This window comes from Pseudomonas sp. ICMP 8385, from assembly GCF_002699915.1.
In the GTDB taxonomy this organism is placed as follows: Bacteria; Pseudomonadota; Gammaproteobacteria; order Pseudomonadales; family Pseudomonadaceae; genus Aquipseudomonas; species Aquipseudomonas gessardii.
Genome location: NZ_LKBY01000115.1, coordinates 11840 through 31286, shown reverse-complemented (window position 1 = coordinate 31286; position 19447 = coordinate 11840). Strand labels below are relative to the sequence as shown.

Here is a 19447-nt window from a genome sequence, read left to right as displayed (position 1 = left end):
GCCTGATCCGTCCACTGTCCATGGACTGTGGACAATGTATTGCACGGACGTTGCAATGGTGTCAAGGTCTTGGCGGATTCTGCAAAAACACCACATACCCCCCAAACCACTCACTCCCCTGCAAATACTCGGGCTCCTGCCATTCCCCGCCCTGGATCAGGCCGATCTTGAACGGCATTCCCAGCCGGTTCATCCGGGGCAGGTACGCCGCGTAATCGGGGATGCTGTGGCGGCCCTGATAGGTCTGCACCACCACTTCATCCACTACGCCCTTGAGCTGGGCGATGGCGGCCGGGTCGGCGTTGCTGCTCCAGTCCATCAGGCCGGTGATGCTCAGGCGCAAACCCTTTGGCAGGCGCTGGCGCAGGTCTTTGAGGAAGGCGGCGTATTCGTGCAGGTATTGGGTGCGGGCGTCGAAGTCGATCTGGATGCCCACCACCGGGTTGCCCGCTGCGCGCCAGCGTTGCACCTGCCCGAGCAGTTTCGTGTAGACCGGCTCTGGCCAGCGCAAGGTGTGGGCGCGATAGACGACCCACACCTCGCCCTGGCGGATGCGCGGCACGCTCATGCCCTGGGCGATGAACTGCACGCCGCGTTCGGGCTGGCGGCGGGTGGAGTTGATCTGGCCCTGGAGGATATACAGGGTCTTGGCCTGCTTGAGCACCGGCTGTGGCGCGACGCCGCTCCACAGCCAGAAAGCGTCATAGTCGTGGGCGTCGACGGTGGCGAAGGCCGGGCTCGCCAACAGCAGCAAGCCTAGCCACAAGTGTTTCACCAGTAGTACTGCAGCGACTTGCCCCACTGGGTGTCGGCAAACCCGGTTTTCAACTGGCGGAACCAGCCCTTGCGCACCGCCTTGTCGACATCTTCGCCACCGCAGCTGTTATAGCCCGAAGGCGCATAGCAGTTGATCGCCCGGAACAGTGCGTAGGCCTTGTCGTCACGGGGCGCCTTGGGGTTGGCGATCACCTGTTGGTAACCATCGAGCCGCGAGAAGGTTTCGCCTTTGAAGCCCGATGCGGTGCTGCCCAGGCTACCGGCCGAGCGCGCTTCTTCCAGGGGCATGCCGTCCAGGCCGTTGCGTAGGATGAACTCACCCAGGCAGTTGAGGCCGTGCGGGTTTTTTGCGTCGTCCTGCAAGGTGCTGGCGGTTTGCGCGATGGTTGGGCAGGTGTAGCCGGAGGCGGCCTTGTCGCCGCTCCAGCGGAACAACGTCAGCGCCTGGCCACCGTCGTACACATAGCCCAGGCTGGTGCCGAGCTTGTCAGCCGCCGGGGAGGCCGGAAGTTGTTGCAAGTCCTCGGCAAAGGTTGCGAACTGGCCACGCAGCAGGTCTTTGTAGAGCAAGACAAATTGCGCGGTACTGCGCTCCAGCGGGTCGCTGGCCTGGCTGATCTGCTGGCGCAGCAACTCGGGGCCGGCCACGCTGCGCAACAGGCTATAGCGCACTTGCGGGGTCTGGATCGGTGAGTCGGCGGCGAACACCTTGGCCACTTGACCGCTGCGTTCGTAGTTCATCGCCAGCGCCAGTTCCAGTTGGTCGCGTTGCAGGGGCTGCTTGGCCAGGGGCAGCAGTTGCAGCCACAGCGCCTGGGCAGCATTCCAGTCCTGCTTGGCTTCCAGGGCCAGGCCGCGCAGGGTCTGTTGGCTGAAGGTGAAGTAATCCAGGCTCGAGGGTACGTCTTGCGGCAGACGCTTTAAGGCCTGGTCGGGTTGGTGCTCGACATACAGGGCGAACGCCGCCTGTAGGTAGTCGTACAGCGCCGGTTCATTGGCAAACGCGGCCTTTTGCCCGTCGAGAATGGCGCGGGTCAGCTTGGGCGGGTTGTTGGCGCGCATCCACATCAGGTCGTTGATCACCAGCAGCAACGGGTTGCGGATGGTCTCGGCGTAGTGGGTCAGCAGTTTGTTGTCGGTTTCTTCCACCAGTTCATCGATGGAGCCGTTGCGCTCGGCATCGCTGGCCTCGGTCAGTTGCCAGGCGTAGTCGTCCGCCAGGCGGGTTGCATCGCCGGCCAACCAGTGCACCCGGCGCAGCAGGCCGCGCGCGGAAGCGGCATATTCACCCTGTGGATAAGTTTTCAGGTAGCTGAGGAAGCTGTGCTCGGCTTCTTCCAGGGCAGACTTATCCACAGCCTCGCGCTGGGGCATGCCGTATTCATCGAAGGCGTTTTCCTGGGCATGGTTGAGCGACGCGCGGGCGATCATGTACACCGCCGTTTCCTTCAGCCACGGCAACGCGGTGACGGTAACGGCGGCAAACCCGCGCTCGGCATAGACAAAGCGCCCGCTGTAAAAGTCAGAGGCGGCGAGCAGGTAAGTGGTCAGCTCGCGGCCCTGGGTGGAAGCGATCAACTGCGGCTCCAGCAACACTTCGCCCTGCCAGTCGCAGGTGCCGAGCAACTTCAGGCGTGCATTGGCCAGCAGCACCCGCTCATTCGCCGGCACATCGGCCTTGATCACTTGGCGCACAAAGTCGGTGGCACTCTGCACATTGTTGCTGCGGCAGCGACTGCCTTCGCCCCACAAAAACTGGTCGCCCGCCGCCGCCGTGGCCTCGCGCTGGATGCCCAGCGAGGCCAGCAGCTGCGCAAGTTCCGCGCCTTGTTCCTCGCGTGTCGGCCCCTCGGGCGGGTGGGGCACCAGGCGATACACCGGGAACGGCACCGGGCCAAAGCCCTGGGCCAGGTCGTCTTCACCCAGTGCATTGGGGGTCAGGGGCGCATGCTTTTTTGCCGCGAGCAACAGGCGCAGGTTGGTCCGGCTGTCATTGCCGGGGCTCAGGAACGGCATGTTGCTGCAGGCGGTCAGCGAATCCCGGGACACGCGCCAGTCGGGGTAGCACGAGTCGTCGCCACTGGCCTGGGCCTGCAGGGAAACGCCGGCACACAGTGCCAGGGTCAGGGATGACAGAAGACCGATGCGCATGAATTGTCCTTATTCCGGGAGTCCGTGAATGCCGCTGGGCTAAAGATGGGGATGATAGCGTGAACATTGCAAAATGTTGCACGGGTGGCCGCCAATCTGTGGGTTTTATCGGTCTAGACTGTGGGCAATCACTTATTTTTGGAGTTGCCATGCAATCGCCTGTTCACCGCCTGCCGTCCTTGTTCAAACAGCTCGGGTTGCCCGATGACGCCACCAGCATCGAGCGTTTTATTGCGGTGCATTCACCGCTCAAGCCGGAGTTGAAACTTGAAGATGCGTTTTTCTGGACGGAGAGCCAGAAGGCGTTTTTGCGCGAAGAAATTCTGGAGGATGCGGATTGGGCGGAAGTGGTGGATGAGTTGAATGTGCTGCTGCGCAGCGGCCGTGCTTAAGTGAACTCATTGTTCAAGATAGCGGCAATTGAATGTGGGAGCTGTCGAGCCCCAGCGAGGCTGCGATAGCGGTGGATCAGCCAACATCAATGCAAGCAGTACCGCCGCCATCGCAGCCTCGCTGGGGCTCGACAGCTCCCACAGGGTGGGCGCTTTATTTGGGCGGTCCCACCGCCTATCTGTGAATTTGTATCAAAACTTGACGAGATTCCATTCCTCCACCATATTGATAGTTAGCAAACTAACTGTATGCGAATGATCCCGTGCCTCAAACCCTCGAAACCCTACATATGAGTCTCAGCAGCAGCATGGTGGCGGGCGCCCGTAACTGGCGCAGAATCTGCCAGGCCACGCTGGTGAGCTACGGTATTTCCGAAGCCTGTGCCGTGCCTTTATTGATGATCGGCCGTCTCGGCGACGGTGTGCATCAGGTCAAGGTGGCCCAGGCCTCGGGGATGGAAAGCCCGTCCCTGGTACGCCTGCTCGACCAACTGTGCAGCGCAGGGCTGGTGTGCCGTGCCGAAGACCAGCACGACCGCCGCGCCAAGGCCTTGAGCCTGACCGAGCGTGGCCGGGCGTTGGTGCAGGCGGTGGAAGTGCAATTGGTACGCCTGCGTCATGAAGTGCTGGCGGACCTGACGCCTGCCGATCTGGCCGTGGCGTTGCGTGTGCTGCGCGCGTTTGAAGACGCCAGCCTGCCGCCCGTGGTCGTGGCTTCTTGAACGGATTTTTTACCGGCGTGCCGCCGGCCCGGGACTGGTTCTACGGCGTGCGCACCTTTGCCGCCTCGATGATCGCCTTGTATATCGCCATGCTCATGCAAATGCCACGTCCGTATTGGGCGATGGCCACGGTGTATATCGTGTCCAGCCCGTTTGTCGGGCCCACCAGCTCCAAAGCCTTGTACCGTGCCGCTGGCACCCTGCTGGGGGCGATGGCGGCGGTGTTTTTCGTGCCGCTGTTTGTGCAGACGCCGTTCCTGCTGGTGGTGGTGATTGCGTTGTGGACCGGCATCTTGCTGTTCCTGTCCCTGCATTTGCGCACCGCCAACAGTTACGCCCTGATGCTGGCGGGCTACACCTTGCCGCTGATCGCCTTGCCGGTGGTGGATAACCCCCTGGCGGTGTGGGATGTGGCCGAGGCGCGCACCGAAGAAATCTTCCTCGGCATCGCCGTGGCAGCAGTGGTCGGCGCGATGTTCTGGCCACGGCGCCTGGCACCGGTGTTCGATGACTCGGTGCGCAAATGGTTTGCCGACGCGACGGTCTACAGCCAGCGCTTCCTCAAGCGCAACGTGCAGCCCGAGGAAGTCAGCAGCCTGCGCGGCGGCATGGTGGCGACCTTCAACACCCTGGAATTGATGATCGGCCAACTGCCCCACGAAGGCGCACGGCCGCAAACGGTGCGCAACACCAAGGAGCTGCGCGGGCGCATGATCCATCTGCTGCCGGTGGTGGATGCCCTGGATGACGCGCTGTATGCCCTGGAACGCCGCACCCCGGAGCTGGTCGGCAAGTTCGCGCCGCTGCTGGCGGCCACCACCGAGTGGCTGCAAAGCACCACCCGTGAGGCGCCGGTGGAGCGCTGGCGCGCCCTGCGAGACCAGCTCGAAGCCCTGCAACCCGCCGCCGAGGCCCTGGACGACCGTCATCAGCTGCTGTTTTCCAACGCGCTGTATCGCCTCGGCGAGTGGATCGACCTGTGGCAAGACTGCCGCAGCCTGCAAGCCGCCATCCACAGTGAAAACCAGGCGCCGTGGCGCGCGGTCTACCGCCATTGGCGCCTGGGCCGGCTGACGCCATTCCTTGACCGTGGCCTGATGCTCTACTCGGCGTTCTCCACGGTCAGCGCGATTATCGTTGCCTCGGTATTGTGGATTCTGCTGGGCTGGACCGACGGTGGCAGCGCGGTGATCCTCGCGGCCGTGGCGTGCAGTTTCTTCGCCTCGATGGACGACCCGGCGCCGCAGATCTACCGGTTCTTTTTCTGGACCGCGATGTCGGTGCTGTTCGCCAGCCTCTACCTGTTTTTGATCCTGCCCAACCTGCATGATTTCCCGATGCTGGTGCTGGCCTTCGCCGTGCCCTTTATCTGGGTCGGCACCCTGACGGTACAACCGCGCTTCTACCTGGGCATGCTGCTGACCATCGTCAACACATCGTCCTTTATCAGCATCCAGGGCGCCTACGACGCGGACTTTTTAAGCTTCGCCAACGCCAACCTCGCCGGCCCCGTAGGCCTGTTGTTTGCCTTTGTCTGGACCCTGATCGCCCGGCCCTTTGGCGCCGAACTGGCAGCCAAGCGCCTGACCCGTTTCAGCTGGCGCGATATCGTCGGCCTTACGCAACCGGCCACCCTCGCCGAGCACCGACGGCTGGGGGTGCAGATACTCGATCGGCTGATGCAGCACCTGCCGCGCCTGGCCATGACCGGCCAGGACACCGGCATCGCCCTGCGCGAGGTGCGCGTGGCGCTGAACCTGCTCGACCTGCTGGCCTACGCCCCCCGCATCCTGGGCGTGCCACGGGTGTTGCTCGACCAGGTGGTGGCCGAGGTCGGCGTGTATTTCGAGGCGTGCCTGAAGGCCGGCGAGCGCCTGCCGGCCCCCGGCGCTCTGCTGATGACCCTGGACCGCACCCGCCGCGCCCTCAATGGCCAGGGCCTGCAAGGCGAGGGCGAAACCCGCCTGCATCTGTTGCATGCCCTCAGTGGTTTGCGCCTGGCGCTGTTGCCCGGCGTGGAGTTTGTCAGCACCGGCGAGATGGACGCGCCGTTACCCGATGGAGCGCCTCTATGATCGGTGACCTGGATATCAGCGGGGTGTTCCTGCCCACGCTGCTGGTGCTGATGGGCATTACGTATGGCTTTTACCTGGTGGTGCACGGGCTGTTGACCCGCGTCCACTTCTACCGCCTGGTCTGGCACCGGGCATTATTCAATGTGGCCCTCTACGCGCTGTTGCTGGGCGCGGTGGACTCACTCAGTCGATACCTGATGACATGAAAAAACCTTTTTTGACGATCGGCCGTGTGGTCCTGACGCTACTGGTAGTGACCTTTGCCTGCGTCGTGGTCTGGCGCATGGTGATGTACTACATGTTCGCGCCCTGGACCCGCGACGGGCATATCCGCGCCGACATCGTGCAGATCGCCCCGGACGTGTCCGGGCTGATCCAGCAAGTGGACGTGCGCGACAACCAGTTGGTGACCCGGGGCCAGGTGCTGTTCTCGGTGGACCAGGACCGCTTCAAGCTTGCCCTGCGCCAGGCCCAGGCCGCCGTGGCCGACCGCCAGGAAACCCTGGCCCAGGCCCAGCGCGAAGCCAGGCGCAACCGTGGCCTGGGCAACCTGGTGGCCAGCGAGCAACTGGAAGAAAGCCAGTCCCGCGTGGCCCGCGCCCAGTCGGCCCTGGCCGAAGCGCAGGTAACGGTGGACAGCGCCCAGCTCAACCTCGACCGCTCGGTGATCCGCAGCCCGGTGGACGGCTACGTCAACGACCGTGCGCCCCGGGCCCAGGAGTTCGTGACCGCCGGGCGCCCGGTGTTGTCGGTGGTGGACAGCAACTCCTTCCATATCGATGGCTATTTTGAAGAGACCAAACTGGACGGCATCCATGTCGGCCAAAGCGTGGATATCCGCGTGATCGGCGACAACGCGCGCTTGCGCGGGCATGTGCAGAGCATCGTCGCCGGCATTGAAGACCGCGACCGCACCAGCGGTGCCAACCTGCTGCCCAACGTCAACCCGGCGTTCAGCTGGGTGCGCCTGGCTCAACGGATCCCGGTGCGTATTGCCTTTGACGATGTGCCGGCGGATTTCCGCATGATTGCCGGGCGTACCGCCACCGTCTCGATCATCGATGACCAGCCCCGGCCCGGAGACCAGCCATGAAGCGACTGCTGGCGAGCGCCGGGCTGGGGCTGCTGCTGTCCGCCTGCCAGGTGGTGGGCCCGGACTACCACGTGCCGGACGAGGCGGCAGTCCAGCGTGGCGACCTGCAAGGCCAACTGGCCGGGCAGGGCAATCACGTCGTTTCGGCCCCGGTGCCCGCCGATTGGTGGAAGTTGTACCAGGACCCGCGCCTGGATGAACTGGTGCGCCAGGCCATGGCTTCCAACACCGATTTGCGCGTGGCGGCGGCCAATCTGCAACGGGCGCGCTTCCAGGTGCAGGAGGCGCAATCAGCGGGCGGCTGGAGCGGCGGGGTCAAGCTTGGCGCCCAGCGTTTGCAGGAGTCCGGCGAGGCTTTCTTGCAGGCGGACAAGGTGCCGGTGGCCAATGTCGGTGATATCGGCCTCACCACCTCCTATCAGTTCGACCTGTTCGGCACCCTGCAGCGCGGTATCGAAGGCGCCCAGGCCAATGCCGACGCGACCCAGGCCGCCGTGGATATCGCGCGCATCACCCTGGTGGCGGACGTGGTGCGCTCCTACACCCAGGTGTGTGCGGCCAACGAAGAGCTGCACATCGCCCGCCAGTCCCTCGACCTGCAAGCGCAAAGCACGCGCCTGACCCAGCGCCTGCGCGATGCCGGGCGTGGCGATGAAACCCAGGTCACCCGCTCGCAAACCCAATTCAAGTCTTTGCGCGCCGAACTGCCGCGCTTTGAGGCGGCGCGCCAGGCCGGGTTGTTCCGCCTGTCGATGCTGCTGGCCAAGCCCCTGGACCAATTGCCCACCGGCACCGGCGATTGCGCCGAACTGCCGCATATCGCCCAGTTGCTGCCGGTGGGCGATGGCGCCACCCTGCTCAAGCGCCGCCCCGATGTGCGCCAGGCCGAACGCCAGCTGGCCGGCGCAACGGCGGGCATTGGCGTGGCCACTGGCGAGCTGTACCCCGATATCAGCATCGGCGCCTCCATCGGCACCGTGGGCATTATCGACAACCTCGGCAAACCGGCCACCAACCGCTGGGGCTTCGGCCCGCTGTTGAGCTGGACGGTGCCGTCCAACGGCTCGCGTGCGCGCATCCATGAAGCCGAAGCCGCAACCCAGGGCGCCCTGGCGCATTTCGACGGGGTGGTGCTCAACGCCATCCGCGAGACCCAGACGGGCCTGGCGCAATACACCGCGCAATTGCAGCGCCGCGATGCCCTGGCCGAGGCCGAGCAGTCGGCGCAACAGGCCGCCGACCAGACGCACCGCTTCTTCCAGGCCGGCCGCGAGTCGTTTCTCGCCGACCTGCAAGCCACGCGCACCTACACCGATATGCGCGCGCAACTGGCCCAGGCCAATACCCAGGTAGCCATGAGTCAGATCGACCTGTTCCTGGCCCTGGGCGGTGGCTGGGAAAGCGGACGAACGCAAGGCACAGAACCCGGCAAACCCTGAGGCGATTGCTATGCTTTGATCAGTCGGGCTTGCGTGATGGCCCGCTGATCACTGCCTGCGTTGCTCATGGGGATTCCAATAATGAAAAACCCTTATGCTCCCGCGTTCTGGTGCGTGCTCTTCGCACTGGTGTTGTTATCGGCGACTTACTTTTACGGCGTCATGCTGGCCCATCAACTGGATAAGGCCATGGTGTTCCTCGACAGCGCCTGCGCGCTGATCGCCGCATTGTCTGTCGGCATGGTGGCCTGGGCGTCCTACCAGGGCCAGCGCACCCAGAAAAAAATCCTCGAACAAGGCAAGACGCGGGTGGCGATCTGGGACACCAAGGTTGCCCTGCGCCGGGTTGAAACCGTGTTCGACCGCTATTTCTGGGGCAGCTACTGGCAGCCGGGGCGCACGTTCCAGGAAGTCATGGGCGAGTTGACCGGCACCCCCCTGGAAAAAAGCCTCGAAGCCTTGAAGCAACAATGCGTGGTACTCGACCGGCAAGTGGCCGAAGGGCGGCATTGGCTGAACAACGCCCGGGAGCTGTCCGACGTCGCCACGGCCATGGCCCGCGAGCGTTACCAACTGGACTTCTACGACCCCAAGGCCGATACCCCGGGCAATGCGGTGATTCACCGCGAGTTTGAAGTGCTGGTGTACACCTGGACCGCACGACTGAAGAGTTTTGATCATCAACTTGATGAGATCGAGATGGAATATTCCTGACCCCCCACCGCGCCTTGTCGGTGCCGGGCCTTGCGACAAGCCCCCTCGCCAGTGCTAACCTTGCCCCGGTTTCGGCGGGCTTGAGCCGACGCCCCACTTCGGGGCTCAGGGAAGACAGCCCACTTCGCACAGGATTGGATCAGGACACTTCATGAATAAATCAGCCGTTGTACTCTTGGGTTTTGTTGCCGCCGTCGGCGTGGTCAGTGCCGGTGGCGCCTGGTACACCGGCACTCAGCTGGAAGGGGTGTTGAAAACCTCGATTGAAGACGTCAACAAGGAAATGGAACGTTCCATGGCCGGCATCGATGGCCAAGTGACCTTGGAAATGGTCTCGCTGGATCGCGGCTGGTTCAGCAGCACCGGTCACTTCCGCCTCAAGGCCCAGGGCGCGGTGTTCGGCGAAGAGCACAAAGACAGTGAACTGCTGTTTGTCGACCGTATCGAACACGGCCCGCTGCCAGTCTCGCGCCTGGTCACCCTGAAGTGGTGGCCGGTATTGGCCACCAGCCACCTGGCGCTGGAGAAGAACCCGACCACCGAAAAATGGTTCGCCGCCACCCAAGACGTTTCGCCGATCAAGGGCGTGGCCAACATCGCCTTCAACCGTTCGGTGAGCGGCAACCTGGAACTGCTGCCCCTGGAGTTCAAGGACGCCACCACCAGCGTTAATTTTTCGGGCCTGAAACTTGATTACTTCAACACCGCCAAGGGTGAAGAGATCAAGGTCAACGGCTACATGGATGCTCTCAAGGTCGCCCTGGTCGACCCGGATGGCGCACCGTTCCAGGCGCACCTCAACGGCCTGACCGTGGCCAGCAACCTGTCCAAGAGCAGTTTCGGCTTCTACGTCGGCCAGAACACCATCGAGCTGAGCAACACCCAGTTCACCTTCGGCCCGCAACAAGCGGTGCTGACCGTCAAAGGCTTCGAGCAGAAAGACAGCAGCGAGACCCGGGACAACAACCTCAGCGGCCGTGTCGACTACAAAATCGCCGAGATCGGTTACCAGGGCAAACCCGTGGGTTCGGCGGCCATGGCCGTGAGCATGAAGAACATCGACGTGCCGGCGACCATGGTGCTGACCAAGCTGTATCAAGACAAAATGCAACCGGTGCAGGCCGCTCAAGCGGCCGGCCAACCGATCCCCGAGCTGCAACTGAGCGAAGCCGAACAAGTGCTGGCCCAGGCCAATGTGGAGCAGCTGTTGGCCGCCAAACCACAAGTGGCCCTGGAAAACCTGTCCCTCAAGACCGCCAATGGCGAAAGCCGCTTCAACCTGGTGGTGGACCTGACCAAGCCGTCCACCATGGAGTTGCCGCCGGTTGAACTGGGTAAGCAGATGATCACCCTGCTGGATGCCAACCTGACCCTGTCCAAGCCAATGATCGCTGACGTGGCCGGCCTGCAAGCGCAGATCGGTGGCGTGACCGACCCGAAAGCCATCGAGCAGCAATCGCAGATGGCCAGCGAGATGCTCAGCAACATGGCCGTGGGCACGCAACTGGCGACCCTGGAAGGCAATGACATCCTGGCCAAGCTGCACTACGCCAACAATGAAGTGACCTTCAATGGCCAGAAAATGACCGTCGAGCAGTTTATCGGCGGCGTACTCGGCAAGCTGGGGGCAGTCAGCGGCGCGCAGTAAGGCTCTGTAGGCCAACACCGAACCAAAATGTGGGAGCTCCCACCCAAGCCCCACATTTGATCTTCACTGGCTTGTAGGACGATTCTGAACAATTGTACTGATTTGTCCTATTCCTTACCCCGCTCAGGGATATTACATCCCAGGAAAGCTTGGCCGGGTCATCAGACACCGGCGGCCTGATGCGTGTTGTACAGGCGAACCTATCGCTACAGCTTTCCGAGTAAGGAAGCTGACGACATGCTGCGTAATTTCTGCCCCTCCGGCCCTGGCCGACTGCGTCTACTGATCGGTGCCGCCTTGTTGCTGCCGACCCTGGCCGTGGCCGATCCTGCCTACGACTCCCTGATTCGCCAGGCCCGTACCGGTCACTACACCCCGGCGCTCAACCTGCTGCGCCAATTGCCTGCCGAGCGCCAGACCTCTGGCCAGGTCAGCGATCACCTGCTGATTGCCAGCTGGGCACGCCAGGATGACGAAGTACTCAAGGTTTATGAAACTCAGGGACGCCAACGCCAACTGACCCCCCAAGCGCTGACCGTCGTGGCCCGCACCTACCGCAATCAACAGCGCTGGGCGCCCGCCGAGGCTGTGTATCGCCAGGCCTTGCTGCGCGAACCGAACAACCCGGACCTGCAACTGGGCCTGGCCCTGACCCTGGCCGATGGCGGCAAAACCGCCGAAGCCGTACAGCGTGCCCGCACCCTGGTGACGGCCAAGCCCGAGGATGTCGAGCGGCGCATGACCCTGGGCTATGCATTGGCCCGGGCCGGGGAACCGTTTGCTTCACTGTTCGAGTTCGACCAGGCGTTTATCCGCGCCGGCAACCGGCCCGAGGTGGTGCGCGAATACATCATTGCCCTGCAACGTGCCCGTATGCCTGAGCCGGCCCTGCGCCTGAGCGCCCGCCACCCGGGCCTGCTGGACCCGGTGATCCAGCGCCGCCTGGAAGGCGACCTGGCTGCCGAGCGCGTGCGCCTGGCTGAATTCCCGACGCGCAGTGAAAGCGAACGCTTTGTGATCGCCGACCGTGCCCTCAAGGATTACGACCAACTGCTCGCCACCTGGGGCCCGGACGCCAGTGCCCATGACGATGTGGTGCGCTGGCGCATCGACCGCCTGGGCGCGCTCAAGGCCCGTGCGCGCACCGCCGAGCTGATCCACGACTACGAAGCCCTGGACGCCCAGGGCGTGCAACTGCCCAACTACGCCCTGCGCTGGGTGGCGGCGGCCTATCTCGACCAACGTTTGCCCGAGAAGGCCGCGCCGCTGTATCGCCAGGCGGTGGCCGCGCCGGATGCCGACCCCAGCAACCAGGTTGTAGACGGCACTGCCCTTTACTACTCCTTGCTGGAAAACGACCAGACCAGCGAAGCCCGTGCCTTCGCAAACCACCTGGCGAGCACGCAAAACCCTCGGGTTGAGCTCAAGGGGCTGACCCTCGGGAACCCCAATAACGCCTGGCTGGACGCCCAGCAACTGGCAGCCCAGGCCGCGACCTACGGCGCCGATCTGCCGACCAGTGAAAAAAACCTGGAGACCCTGGTGCGCACCTCGCCCGGCAATGTCGGCATGCGTGTGGCCCAGGCGGATATGTTCCGCGCCCGCGCCTGGCCCCGGCGTGCCGAGAGGGCCCTCAAGGACGCCGAAAACCAGACCCCGCGCCACATTGACCTGGAAGTCTCCCAAGGCTACAACGCCCTGGAGTTGCAGGAGTGGCGCCAGCTCGATGTGCTGGCCGATGACGTAGTCGTCCGCGCCCCGGATAATCGCCAGGTCCAACGCCTTGAGCGCCTGCGCAAGGTGCATGAGATGGCCGAGCTGCGCATCGAAGCCGAGACCGGCAAAAGTAATGGCGGCGGGGCGGTTGCCGGTAGCCGCGACTGGGGGATCGAAACCCTGCTCTACAGCCCGCCCATCGATGAAGACTGGCGGATATTCGGCGGTATCGGCTACGCCACCGCCGACTTTGAGGAAGGCACGGGCCACCACCGTTGGCAGCGCCTGGGTGTGGAGCGGCGTACCCGCGACATGACCCTGGAGGCCGAAGTCTCCAACCACTCCTACGGCAAAGGCACCAAGCAAGGCGCGCGGCTGGCGATTGCCCGTGACATCAACGACCACTGGCAGTACGGCGGCAGCCTTGACTACCTGGCCGCCAGCACGCCGTTGCGCGCACTCAATGCCAACGTCACCGCCAACGGCGGCAGCGGTTTTATCCGCTGGCGCGCCAATGAAAGCCGTGAGTGGAGACTGGCGCTGAGCCCGTCCCACTTCAGCGACGGCAACGACCGTGTCGAAGCGTTGCTCACCGGGCGCGAGGGCGTCTACCGCTCGCCGGATGTGCAAGTGGACCTTGGCCTGGAAGTCGGCACCAGCCGCAACAGCAAGGAAGAAGCCGCGTATTTCAACCCACGCTCAGACTTCAGCGTGCTGCCCACGGTGAGCGTCAACCATGTGCTCTATCACCGCTACGAAACCCAGTGGAGTCAGCAGTTCCAGGCCGGTGCTGGCAGCTACAGCCAGCGCGATTACTCCACCGGCGCAATCGGTTTGCTCAGTTATGGCCAGCGTTATCGCTGGAACGACGTACTGGAAACCGGCGCCAACCTGAGCTGGATCAGCCGACCTTATGACGGTGAGCGCGAAAGCGATGTGCGCCTGCTCGTCGACCTCACTTACCGTTTCTAGAAGAGTCCGATCATGACCCTTGTTTCCCGTTGCCTGCTGGCCCTGGGTTTTTTGCTGAGCAGTGCCTGTGCCCAGTCACCCGCGCCTTTCACGCCACCTGCCGAACGACTCAAACCGGTCAACGAAGCGCCGTGGCCGAAAAACCATTTCCTGGGCATTGCCTACCACGATGTCAACGACCGCGACCCCGACCAAAGAGTGGTGGCGGTGCGTACCGAACGCCTGATCGAACAGTTGTCCTGGCTGCGCGAGAACGGCTACCAGGCGGTCAGCGTCGACCAGGTCCTCGCCGCCCGCGCAGGCGGGCCACAGCTGCCGCCCAAAGCCATCATGCTCAGCTTCGACGACGGCTATTCGAGCTTCTACACCCGTGTGATGCCGATTTTGCGGGCCTACCAGTGGCCGGCTGTGCTGGCGCCGGTGGGCAGTTGGGTCGATACGCCGTTGAACCAGCCGGTGGATTTTGCCGGCGTGCCGCGTAACCGCGCGGAATTTTTGACCTGGCAACAAGTGCGCGAAGTGGCGCAATCGGGCCTGGTGGAGATCGCCGCCCACACCGACGCCAGCCACAAGGGCGTGCTGGCCAACCCCCAGGGCAACCTGCAACCGGCCGCCGCCACCCGGCGCTATGACCCGGCCACCCACCGTTATGAGTCCGAAGCGCAGTTCCAGGCGCGGATGCGTGCCGACGTGGTGGCGATTTCCAACAAGATCCGCGCGGTCACCGGCAAGGCGCCGCGTGTGTGGGTATGGCCGTATGGCGCGGCGGATGGCACCTCCCTGGCGGTGGTGGGTGAGCAGGGTTACCAGATGGCCCTGACCCTGGAGGACGGCCTCGACAACCTCGGCAACTTGATGAGCAGCCCGCGCTTTCTGGTGGACAACGACCCGTACGCCGAAGACTTCGCCAACAGCATGGTCTCGGCACAGGTCAAAGCGCCGATGCGCGTGCTGCATGTGGACCTCGATCATGTCTACGACCCGGACAAGGCCCAAGAGGCGCGCAACCTCGACGCGCTGGTCCAGCGGGTGCTGGACATGGGGGTCGACACGGTGTTCCTCCAGGCATTCGCCGACCCCAAGGGCGATGGCCTGGTGCGTTCGCTGTACTTCCCCAACCGCCATCTGCCGATGCGCGCCGACCTGTTCAACCGTGTCAGCTGGCAGCTGCATACCCGTGGCGGCCTGGTCAAAGTCTACGCCTGGATGCCCGTGCTCAGCTTTGCCCTGGATGCCAAGCTGCCCCGCGTCACCCGTTGGGACCCGGCCACCGGCAAGGTGGCCGTCGACCCGAAACAGTACCAGCGCCTGTCGCCGTTCGATCCAAAGGTGCGCAAAATCATCGGTGAAATTTACGAAGACCTGGCCCGTACCAGTGCTATCCACGGCGTGTTGTTCCACGACGACGCGGTGCTCTCGGACTTTGAAGACGCCAGCCCCCAGGCCCTGCAAACCTACGCGGCCAACGGCCTGCCAGGCAATATCCAGGCGCTGCGCGCCGACCCTGAGGTGATGCAGCGCTGGACCCGTTTCAAGAGCCGCTACCTGATCGATTTCACCCATGAACTGACCGCCAAGGTCCGTGCCCAGCGCGGCCCGGAAGTGCTCACCGCGCGCAATATCTTCGCCGAACCGATGCTCAACCCGGCCAGCGAAGCCTGGTTTGCGCAGAACCTCGACGACTTCCTCCAGCACTACGACTGGACCGCGCCCATGGCGATGCCGTTGATGGAAGGCCAGTCGCTGAAAAACTCCAACGCCTGGCTGGAAAAACTCGTGGCCACGGTCAAGGCCCGGCCCGGCGCGATGCAGCGCACGGTCTTCGAGCTACAGGCCAAGGATTGGCGCACCCCGGCCGCCCCGGATCTTTCCGGCGCGCAAATGGCCGAGTGGATGGGCGTGCTCAAGCGCCAGGGCGCCAGCAGTTTTGGCTACTACCCCGACAACTTCCTGGAGAATTCGCCGGATCTGAACACCGTGCGTCCGGCCCTTTCCAACAAATGGAATCCTTGACTCATGTTCGACAGAATCCTTGCTCTTCTCGTGTTGGCATTGGTGTTGGGTGTGCCCCTGGGCCTGATCTTCCTGGTCACCGGGCAGTTCCTGATGGAGTTCGTGTTTTTCTACCCGTTGTTCATGTCCGGGCTGTGGATCGCCGGCGGCCTGTACTTCTGGCTGCACTGGGAGCGCCACTGGCCCTGGGCCGATGACACCCCGGCGCCGGCGCTCAAGGGCGAGCCGCTGATCTCGATCCTGATCCCTTGCTACAACGAAGGCGACAACGCCGCCGAGACCATCGGCGCAGCATTGGCCCAGCGTTATCGCAACCTGGAAGTGATCGCGATCAATGACGGCTCCAGCGACAACACGGCCGAGGTGCTCGATGCCCTGGCGCTGCAAGAGCCGCGCCTGCGTGTGCTGCACCTGGCGCAAAACCAGGGCAAGGCCGTGGCCTTGCGCATGGGCGCGGTGGCGGCGCGCAGTGAATACCTGGTGTGCATCGACGGCGATGCCTTGCTCGACCGCAATGCCGCGGCCTACCTGGTGGCGCCGATGCTCGACAACCCACGGCTCGGTGCGGTCACCGGCAACCCGCGCATCCGTACACGCTCGACCTTGATCGGCCGGGTGCAGGTGGGCGAGTTCTCTTCGATCATCGGCTTGATCAAGCGTACCCAGCGGGTTTTCGGGCGGATCTTCACCGTGTCTGGCGTGGTGGTGGCGTTTCGGCGGGCGGCCCTGGACCGGGTCGACTACTGGAGCACCGACATGATCACCGAAGACATCGACGTGAGCTGGAAGCTGCAACTGGACCACTGGAGCATCTTCTACGAGCCGCGCGCGCTGTGCTGGATCCTTATGCCAGAAACCCTCGGCGGCCTGTGGAAACAGCGCCTGCGCTGGGCCCAGGGCGGCGCCGAAGTGCTGTTCAAGAATATTCGCGGGATCTGGCAGTGGCGCCACCGCTACCTGTGGCCGTTGCTGTTCGAGTACTGCCTGTCCACCGGCTGGGCCTTCACCTTCATGCTGTCGGTGATCTTCTGGGGCGTGGGCAAAGTCGTGCCGTTGCCCGAGGCGATCGCCGTCGGCTCGCTGATGCCGCCGGCCTTCACCGGCTTGCTGCTGGCGGTGGTGTGCCTGCTGCAATTTGCCGTGAGCATCATGATTGACCGGCGCTACGAGCGCGGCCTGTGGAAAACCCTGTTCTGGACCGTCTGGTACCCGCTGGTGTTCTGGCTGGTGAGCCTGTTCACCACCCTGGTCAGCTTCCCCAAAGTCCTGTTCCGCCAACATCAAAAACGCGCGCGCTGGGTCAGCCCGGATCGCGGCATCAAGGCACCTGCCAAGGAAGTCAAGCCATGAACCTGATCCGTACCCCCCAGCGGCCTGTGATGCAGGCCATTGATATTTTCCTGACCCTGCTGGCCTGGGCCGGGCTGGTGATTTTGCTGGTACGCGGCCTGGTGCCGATGCTCGACAGCCAGGGCGGCCCGCGCATCGAGGCGCCGATCTTTGCTGCGCTGAACACTTTGCAGATCTACCTGTGGATCGCCCTGTTCAATGCGCTGCTGCTGATTGTCTGGGCGCGTTACCAGCAGCGGCGCGGCAAGCGCTTCGCCCAGCGCCGGGCGGCGGGCAAGGCCTTGAGTGACCATGGCTTGAGCGAGAGCTTCCGCCTGGCGGCGGGCGAGCTTGAACAACTGCGCCGGCCGGGGGTGTTGGTGATTCATAACGATCAGGAGGGCGGCGTGCAGGCGGTGACGGCTCATCTGTCCCGTGAGGAGCGGCGGCCAGAGTTGAAGCTTGTGGTGGGGCAGGACAGCTAGCCGTGTAGGTAATTTGGTCTTTTTTTGTAGGATATTTCCTAGGTTTATTTAGGTGATGTCCTCTTTAGTTTGCTCGGGCGATCCAGTGACAATCGCGGCGCTAACCCGCCGTTAAACATCCTGGATCGTCGCACATTCATTGTGGGCCTCCCTGGCCCTTTGTTTTCGATGGATTGAATATGCCTTTATTAGTGCTACGGACTCGGCTGCGGTTGAGCCTCTGTCTTTTGCTTTGCCTGGTGTCGAGCGGTGCCCTGGCGGCGACGCTGCCAGGTGATCAGGACCTGATCCGCGAGCGGCAAAATCGTCTGCTGGAAGAGCAGCAGCGGCGCCTTGAAGAGCTCAAGAACCTGCCCGGCAAGGAAGTCAAACCCACAACGCCCGCCGCCCCGGTGGACAGTCGTTGCTTCCCGATCAAGACCATCGAGCTCAAAGGCGCTGATAGCTTGTCTGCCGCTGAGCGCGAGCGTTTGATCAAACCTTATATCGACCAGTGCCTGGGCGTCTCCCAGCTCAATCAACTGCTCAAGGCCGTCACCGACCACTACATCGACAAGGGTACGGTCACCAGCCGTGCCTACTTGCCGCAGCAGGAGTTGTCCAAAGGGCATCTGCAAGTGCTGGTGGTCGAAGGCAAGCTCGAAGGCCTGAAAGGCGCCGATAACAGCCAACTCTCGGACCGTGAGTTGGCCATGGCTTTTCCCGGCAAAAACGGCGACTTGCTCAACCTGCGGGAAATCGAGCAGGCCATCGATCAGCTCAACCGCTTGCCGTCCAACCGGGCCCAAATGGAACTGGCCCCCGGCGATGCTGTTGGCGGCAGTTCGGTACTGGTGAAAAACACCCCGCAAAAGCCCTGGCGCGCCAGCCTGTCGCGCAATAACGACGGGCAGAAAAGCTCCGGTGAACAGCAGTGGGGCGCCGGCCTTGAGTGGGACAGCCCCCTGGGCCTGGCGGACCAGCTGATTTTGCGTGGTGGCCATGATGCAATCAGCGACCACCAGAAAACCTCGAAAAACGCCATGCTCTATTACAACGTGCCGTGGGGCTGGTGGAACTTCAGCTACAGCTACAACCAGAGCGATAGCCGCTCGCTGATCCAGGGCGACAGTTTTGACTTCAAGCAGACCGGCGACAGCCAAAACCACCAACTGCGCGCCGAGCGCGTGGTGCACCGCGATGCACTGAGCAAGACCTCGCTCAGCGTTGGCCTGGCCCACCTGCGTACCAACAACTACATCGACGGCAGCCGCCTGGATGTCAGCAGCCATCGCCTCAGCGAAATGCAATGGGGCATCAACCACGGCCGGCGGGTCGGCAGTGCCTTCGTCAACATGGACCTGGGCATGCAGAACGGCATCGGCCTGCTCGATGCCCAGGCCCAGGACGAACGCGGCGACTTTGGCAGTCGCCAACCCAACTCGCGCTACCGCAAATACACCGCCACCGTCAGCTACCTGCAACCCTTCATGCTGTGGGGCGAGTCGTTCAGTTTTACCAGCCTGGCCACCGGCCAACGCAGCGAAGACATGCTGTTCAGCCCGCAGCGCATGAGCCTCGGTGGCTCGTCTTCGGTGCGCGGCTTCAAGGACCAGCAGCTCAACGGTGACAGCGGCGGCTACTGGCGCAACGACCTGCGCTGGTCACGCCCGGTGCTGGTGGATTGGTTGCGCCCGGCCTTCGGCGAATACGGCGTGAGCCTGGGCTACGACCAGGGTGTGATCCGCAACGACCGCTACAACGGCACCACCCACGGCCGGGTGTCCAGCAACTCGGTGGAGCTGTTCGCCCGTGGCAAACATGTCAGCACCAGTGTGACCTTTGCCCACTCTTTGGAACGCCCGGCGGTGATGAGCGAGCGCGAAGCGCCGATCTACTTCCGAATGGATTTCTACCTGTAATTCAACGCCTCGCTGCATTG

15 protein-coding genes are annotated in these 19447 nt (G+C 63.4%); 13 read left to right on the top strand and 2 right to left on the bottom strand.

Going from position 1 to position 19447, the window contains the following annotated elements:
- Positions 1–61 precede the first annotated feature (61 nt).
- Both AO268_RS22060 and AO268_RS22055 read right to left on the bottom strand, forming a co-directional pair.
- A complete protein-coding gene (locus AO268_RS22060) occupies positions 62–775 on the bottom strand; it encodes a DUF3142 domain-containing protein (protein WP_099169851.1) in 714 nt (237 codons plus the stop codon).
- On the bottom strand, positions 772–2928 hold the full coding sequence (locus AO268_RS22055; protein ID WP_099169850.1) for an outer membrane assembly lipoprotein YfiO: 2157 nt from the start codon (positions 2926–2928) through the stop codon (positions 772–774). The genes AO268_RS22060 and AO268_RS22055 overlap by 4 nt, the downstream gene beginning before the upstream one ends.
- A 149-nt stretch (positions 2929–3077) precedes the next feature.
- On the opposite strand from AO268_RS22055, the gene AO268_RS22050 reads away from it, so the two are divergent.
- From AO268_RS22050 to AO268_RS21990, 13 genes are all read left to right on the top strand, one after another.
- Complete coding sequence (locus AO268_RS22050) at positions 3078–3320, top strand: DUF2789 domain-containing protein (RefSeq protein WP_099169849.1); 243 nt, start codon at positions 3078–3080, stop codon at positions 3318–3320.
- Between the two features lie 290 nt (positions 3321–3610).
- Complete coding sequence (locus AO268_RS22045) at positions 3611–4042, top strand: MarR family winged helix-turn-helix transcriptional regulator (RefSeq protein ID WP_076961987.1); 432 nt, start codon at positions 3611–3613, stop codon at positions 4040–4042.
- Positions 4039–6117 carry an FUSC family protein gene (locus AO268_RS22040; protein ID WP_076961988.1) on the top strand — a complete coding sequence of 693 codons (2079 nt, stop codon included), beginning with the start codon at positions 4039–4041 and terminating at the stop codon, positions 6115–6117. The genes AO268_RS22045 and AO268_RS22040 overlap by 4 nt, the downstream gene beginning before the upstream one ends.
- Positions 6114–6323: a DUF1656 domain-containing protein gene (locus AO268_RS22035; protein WP_057438946.1), complete on the top strand. Its 210-nt coding sequence runs from the start codon at positions 6114–6116 to the stop codon at positions 6321–6323. The genes AO268_RS22040 and AO268_RS22035 overlap by 4 nt, the downstream gene beginning before the upstream one ends.
- Complete coding sequence (locus AO268_RS22030) at positions 6320–7210, top strand: efflux RND transporter periplasmic adaptor subunit (RefSeq protein ID WP_099169848.1); 891 nt, start codon at positions 6320–6322, stop codon at positions 7208–7210. The genes AO268_RS22035 and AO268_RS22030 overlap by 4 nt, the downstream gene beginning before the upstream one ends.
- Positions 7207–8649, top strand: coding sequence for an efflux transporter outer membrane subunit (locus tag AO268_RS22025; protein ID WP_099169847.1), 1443 nt, complete (start codon positions 7207–7209; stop codon positions 8647–8649). The genes AO268_RS22030 and AO268_RS22025 overlap by 4 nt, the downstream gene beginning before the upstream one ends.
- Before the next feature lie 81 nt (positions 8650–8730).
- Positions 8731–9363 (top strand): NADH:ubiquinone oxidoreductase subunit N, encoded by a 633-nt coding sequence (locus AO268_RS22020; protein ID WP_076961991.1) that lies wholly within the window; start codon positions 8731–8733, stop codon positions 9361–9363.
- A gap of 151 nt (positions 9364–9514) precedes the next feature.
- On the top strand, positions 9515–11011 hold the full coding sequence (locus AO268_RS22015) for a YdgA family protein (protein WP_099169846.1): 1497 nt from the start codon (positions 9515–9517) through the stop codon (positions 11009–11011).
- 237 nt (positions 11012–11248) lie between these two features.
- Entirely contained in the window at positions 11249–13699 is a 2451-nt protein-coding gene (gene pgaA, locus AO268_RS22010; protein ID WP_099169845.1) for a poly-beta-1,6 N-acetyl-D-glucosamine export porin PgaA, read from the top strand.
- Positions 13700–13711: 12 nt separating this feature from the next.
- A complete protein-coding gene (gene pgaB / locus AO268_RS22005) occupies positions 13712–15712 on the top strand; it encodes a poly-beta-1,6-N-acetyl-D-glucosamine N-deacetylase PgaB (protein ID WP_076961994.1) in 2001 nt (666 codons plus the stop codon).
- A 3-nt stretch (positions 15713–15715) separates the two neighbouring features.
- The gene (gene pgaC / locus AO268_RS22000) at positions 15716–17062 is read left to right on the top strand and encodes a poly-beta-1,6-N-acetyl-D-glucosamine synthase (protein WP_076961995.1); all 1347 of its coding nucleotides are present in this window, start codon (positions 15716–15718) and stop codon (positions 17060–17062) included.
- Positions 17059–17526, top strand: coding sequence for a poly-beta-1,6-N-acetyl-D-glucosamine biosynthesis protein PgaD (pgaD, locus tag AO268_RS21995; protein WP_076961996.1), 468 nt, complete (start codon positions 17059–17061; stop codon positions 17524–17526). The genes pgaC and pgaD overlap by 4 nt, the downstream gene beginning before the upstream one ends.
- Positions 17527–17705: 179 nt before the next feature.
- Positions 17706–19427 carry a ShlB/FhaC/HecB family hemolysin secretion/activation protein gene (locus AO268_RS21990; RefSeq protein WP_099169844.1) on the top strand — a complete coding sequence of 574 codons (1722 nt, stop codon included), beginning with the start codon at positions 17706–17708 and terminating at the stop codon, positions 19425–19427.
- Positions 19428–19447: the final 20 nt, after the last annotated feature.

Coding starts and splice junctions, on each gene's coding strand:
- AO268_RS22045 (WP_076961987.1), top strand. CDS start 3,611: ATGAGTCTCAGCAGCAGCATGGTGGCGGGCGCCCGTAACTGGCGCAGA.
- AO268_RS22030 (WP_099169848.1), top strand. CDS start 6,320: ATGAAAAAACCTTTTTTGACGATCGGCCGTGTGGTCCTGACGCTACTG.
- AO268_RS22050 (WP_099169849.1), top strand. CDS start 3,078: ATGCAATCGCCTGTTCACCGCCTGCCGTCCTTGTTCAAACAGCTCGGG.
- AO268_RS22035 (WP_057438946.1), top strand. CDS start 6,114: ATGATCGGTGACCTGGATATCAGCGGGGTGTTCCTGCCCACGCTGCTG.
- AO268_RS21990 (WP_099169844.1), top strand. CDS start 17,706: ATGCCTTTATTAGTGCTACGGACTCGGCTGCGGTTGAGCCTCTGTCTT.
- AO268_RS22020 (WP_076961991.1), top strand. CDS start 8,731: ATGAAAAACCCTTATGCTCCCGCGTTCTGGTGCGTGCTCTTCGCACTG.
- pgaD (WP_076961996.1), top strand. CDS start 17,059: ATGAACCTGATCCGTACCCCCCAGCGGCCTGTGATGCAGGCCATTGAT.
- AO268_RS22025 (WP_099169847.1), top strand. CDS start 7,207: ATGAAGCGACTGCTGGCGAGCGCCGGGCTGGGGCTGCTGCTGTCCGCC.
- AO268_RS22055 (WP_099169850.1), bottom strand. CDS start 2,928: ATGCGCATCGGTCTTCTGTCATCCCTGACCCTGGCACTGTGTGCCGGC.
- AO268_RS22015 (WP_099169846.1), top strand. CDS start 9,515: ATGAATAAATCAGCCGTTGTACTCTTGGGTTTTGTTGCCGCCGTCGGC.
- pgaC (WP_076961995.1), top strand. CDS start 15,716: ATGTTCGACAGAATCCTTGCTCTTCTCGTGTTGGCATTGGTGTTGGGT.
- pgaB (WP_076961994.1), top strand. CDS start 13,712: ATGACCCTTGTTTCCCGTTGCCTGCTGGCCCTGGGTTTTTTGCTGAGC.
- pgaA (WP_099169845.1), top strand. CDS start 11,249: ATGCTGCGTAATTTCTGCCCCTCCGGCCCTGGCCGACTGCGTCTACTG.